The 3,774-nt window shown below is 41.6% G+C and carries 6 protein-coding genes; all 6 read left to right on the forward strand.

From position 1 onward, the window contains the following. A partial coding sequence (locus AB685_RS28115; RefSeq protein WP_047973904.1) for a thiamine phosphate synthase occupies positions 1-284 on the forward strand: 284 nt, incomplete at its 5' end. Positions 285-296: 12 nt separating this feature from the next. Next, positions 297-494 (forward strand): sulfur carrier protein ThiS, encoded by a 198-nt coding sequence (gene thiS, locus AB685_RS28120; RefSeq protein ID WP_047973905.1) that lies wholly within the window; start codon positions 297-299, stop codon positions 492-494. Between the two features lie 5 nt (positions 495-499). Next, complete coding sequence (locus AB685_RS28125; protein ID WP_047973909.1) at positions 500-1,279, forward strand: thiazole synthase; 780 nt, start codon at positions 500-502, stop codon at positions 1,277-1,279. A 24-nt stretch (positions 1,280-1,303) separates the two neighbouring features. Continuing rightward, positions 1,304-2,416 (forward strand): glycine oxidase ThiO, encoded by a 1,113-nt coding sequence (gene thiO, locus AB685_RS28130; protein ID WP_047973906.1) that lies wholly within the window; start codon positions 1,304-1,306, stop codon positions 2,414-2,416. Between the two features lie 27 nt (positions 2,417-2,443). Beyond that, positions 2,444-3,244 (forward strand): bifunctional hydroxymethylpyrimidine kinase/phosphomethylpyrimidine kinase, encoded by an 801-nt coding sequence (thiD, locus tag AB685_RS28135; protein WP_047973907.1) that lies wholly within the window; start codon positions 2,444-2,446, stop codon positions 3,242-3,244. A 101-nt stretch (positions 3,245-3,345) separates the two neighbouring features. Further along, on the forward strand, positions 3,346-3,774 hold a 429-nt coding region (locus tag AB685_RS28140; RefSeq protein WP_047973908.1), incomplete at its 3' end, for an ATP-binding cassette domain-containing protein.

The following is a 3,774-nucleotide window of genomic DNA, read 5'->3' on the forward strand; positions in this document are numbered from 1 at the left end:
AAGCACAAGAAGCAGAAAAAGGCGGAGCAGATTATATTGGGGTTGGACCTATTTTTGAAACGAAAAGTAAAGAAGATGTTGTTGATCCGGTTACGACTGCTTATATCCAGCAAGTAGCAGAAGAAATTACGATTCCTTTTGTCGCGATTGGTGGAATTAAGCTTCACAATGTCGATCAAGTATTAGCTGCGGGTGCGAAGCGAGTATGTATGATTAGTGAAATTGTAGGAGCAGATGATGTACGTGGTACATGTGAAACATTTGTAAAGATCTTATCAAAGTAAGGAGCGAATAAAATGGAGCTAATGATTAATGGTGAGAAGCAGGAAGTAGAGGCAAACACATTATTAGATGTGGTTTCTCATTTTAACTTGGAAAGTCATCTCGTTGTAACAGAGGTAGACGGTCAGATTATTGATCGAGATCAATGGGAGCAAACGTCCGTTAAGCCAGAGATGAAAATTGAATTAGTGCATTTTGTGGGGGGAGGTTGATGAATATGAATTCATCAAAACTAGTGATTGCAGGAAAAGAGTTATCTTCTCGTTTCTTTCTTGGAACAGGGCGTTACCCAAATCCATTTATCCAAAATGAAGCGATTCGTATATCAGAAGCAGAGGTTCTTACGTTCGCGATTCGTCGAGTGAACTTAGATGCACCAAGTGAAGATGCAATTTTACAACATTTAGACCAAGATTCATTTACTTACTTACCGAATACCTCAGGTGCGAGTAATGCAGAGGAAGCGATTCGAATTGCAAGACTTGCTAAAGCCTCAGGGATTAGTAATTGGATCAAGGTGGAAATTAGTGCAGACGAGAAAACGCTATTACCCGATCCGATAGAAACACTTAAAGCAACAGAGATGCTTGCGAATGAAGGTTTTGTCGTCCTTCCATATATTTCTGATGATCCGGTTCTTTGTCGTAAATTAGAAGAAGCAGGTGCAGCAGCGGTTATGCCAGGTGGAGCTCCAATTGGAACGGGGCTTGGTGTGCTAAACCCATATAATATTGGACTAATTGCTGAAGAGGCAAATGTTCCAGTGATCGTTGATGCTGGTTTAGGATCGGCTAAAGACATTGTCGAAGTGATGGAGCTTGGTGTAGATGGTGTATTAATGAATACACCAGTTGCAAAAGCGAAAGACCCTGTGAAAATGGCGCATGCAATGAAGCTTGCGATTGAAGCGGGACGTGCTTCTTATGAGGCAGGGCGTATWCCGATGAAAAAGTATGCGACAGCAAGTAGCGGTTATACGTCACTTATTTCTAGATAAATGGCAGGAAGGATCTGAAGGCAAATGAGTCAACAAGTTATCGTGCTCGGAGGCGGTGTCATTGGACTTGCCATTGCTTTTGAGCTTTCAACAAAGGGGCACGAAGTAACGATCTTAGAAAAAGTGCGTTGTGGAGGCCAGGCTTCGGGAGCTGCGGCTGGAATGCTTGCTCCTTATTCCGAAATCGGAGAAGATCCTGATGACTTTTTTAGATTATGCCTGGAAAGTTTAAGAGAGTACCCAATGTGGCAACAAGAGGTGAAAGCCATTAGTGGAGTTGACTTTGAATATACCAATAGTGGTAGTTTGCATGCGGTCTATCATGAGGCAGATTTACTCGGATTAAAAACGAGGCAGTCTTGGCAAAGTGAGTGGGGAGCAAAAGCAGAACTAGTTGATGGCGCACGTCTTCAACAGCTTGAGCCTCATTTAGCAGATTCAATCATTGGGGCCATGCATTACCCTGAGGAAAGTCATGTGTTTGCACCGGATTATGTAAAGGCTCTTGAAGGAGCATGCCGTGCAAATGGTGTAAAGATTGCTGAGGAGTTAGAATCAGTCGAGATTAAAAGCTGGAGAGATGAAATTGAAGTGGTCTCTAAGGCTGGTCAAACGTTTAAAGCAGAGCAAATGATTATTGCCTCAGGAGCTTGGTCACAAGAGCTTGAACAAATATTTGATTTAAGAATTCCAGTGTTTCCGATTCGCGGTCAAATTTGTGCGTTTGAATTAGGCGAACACGAGGTGAATCATATCATTTATACAAGCCAAGGCTATTTGGTTCCTAAAGCCAACGGCACACTTGTAAATGGAGCGTCAGAGGATATTGCTGGCTTTAAAACGGATGTAACCGAAAAAGGAATTAACCGACTGACAAATTGGAATCATAATATCTTACCATTTTTGAAACAGACTGACCCATTTCATAGATGGGCAGGATTAAGGCCTGCGACACAGGATGGCTATCCGTTAATTGGGGAGCACCCAGAAGCTAGTCATATCGTATTTGCAACAGGTCATTATCGAAATGGAATTCTTCTTAGTCCGATTACTGCAAAAGTAGTTGCAGCCATTATCAACGACGAAAAAACACCGGTTCCTATTGATCTTTTTGCCCCCGGGCGATTTACGATTTAAGAGGAACGTTTAGAAAGGAGCGTAGAGATGACAATCCCAAAAGTATTAACAATTGCTGGATCAGATAGTGGTGGAGGGGCTGGTATACAAGCAGATTTAAAAACGTTTCAAGAGCTTGATACATTTGGTATGAGTGCGATCACAGCTCTGACTGCTCAAAACACATTAGGGGTACATGGTGTGTTTCCTCAAACCATTGAAGCAATCGAGGGACAAATAGATGCAGTCCTATCGGATATTGGTGCCGATGCCATTAAAACGGGGATGTTATTTTCAGCTGATATTATTACGCTTGTCGCTCGCAAGTTGAGACAGTACGAAGCGAAAAATATTGTCGTGGATCCTGTAATGGTTGCAAAAGGAGGAGCTACACTCCTTCAAAATGAGGCAACAGAAGCTTTAATTCATGAATTATTACCGATTGCTACAGTCGTCACACCAAACTTACCAGAAGCAGCAAAGCTTCTTGGGACAAAAGAGATGGAGACGATTGGAGAAATGGAAGCAGCGGCTAGAGACATTTATAAACTAGGACCGAGCTATGTGGTATTAAAGGGTGGTCACCTTAAGAATGGACCTGCAGTTGATCTTTTGTTTGATGGAGAAAGAAGTTATCTTCTTGAAACGGAACGTATCGATACGAAGCATACACATGGAACAGGTTGTACATACGCTGCTGCAATAGCCGCCGAACTCTCAAAAGGAAAGGCCATTAAAGAAGCAGTTCATGTGGCGAAACAATTTATTACAGAAGCGATCAGGCATTCTCTTTCAATCGGAAGTGGCATTGGGCCTACGAATCACCATGCATACAAGGCACGTCAATAAGCGGACAAAAGTCTATTCAATGCGAATAGACTTTTTGTTTTATTGGCCGTTCCTGTATAATAAGAACATCTTCGAACTTCTAGACGAACTGAGGTGGTACGATGGATATCGTACAATGGAAAGATGTTAGTAATGATCGGTTGAATAATATTTCATTTACCGTATTGAAAAATCAAATTATAACGTTAATCGGGCCATCTGGTGCGGGTAAAAGTAGCTTATTGTATATGATGAATAGACTGGATGACAAGGATAAAGGAACGATATTATTTAAAGGGAAAGCTGTTGAAGATTACCCTATTATTGAATTAAGACAACAAATCGGAATGGTCTTTCAATCACCTGCATTATTTGAGGGGACGGTAAAGGATAATGTGGCGTACGGCCCACTATTACATAATCGGGACTGGTCAAATGAACAAACAGTAGAACTTTTAGAAGCTGTACATTTACCTGCAGACTTTCTACATAAACCGATAGAAGAGTTGTCAGGTGGAGAACAACAACGAATTGCCTTTTTAAGGACATTA

The sequence above is a fragment of the Bacillus sp. LL01 genome (assembly GCF_001037965.1).

Coding starts and splice junctions, on each gene's coding strand:
- thiS (WP_047973905.1), top strand. CDS start 297: ATGGAGCTAATGATTAATGGTGAGAAGCAGGAAGTAGAGGCAAACACA.
- thiO (WP_047973906.1), top strand. CDS start 1,304: ATGAGTCAACAAGTTATCGTGCTCGGAGGCGGTGTCATTGGACTTGCC.
- thiD (WP_047973907.1), top strand. CDS start 2,444: ATGACAATCCCAAAAGTATTAACAATTGCTGGATCAGATAGTGGTGGA.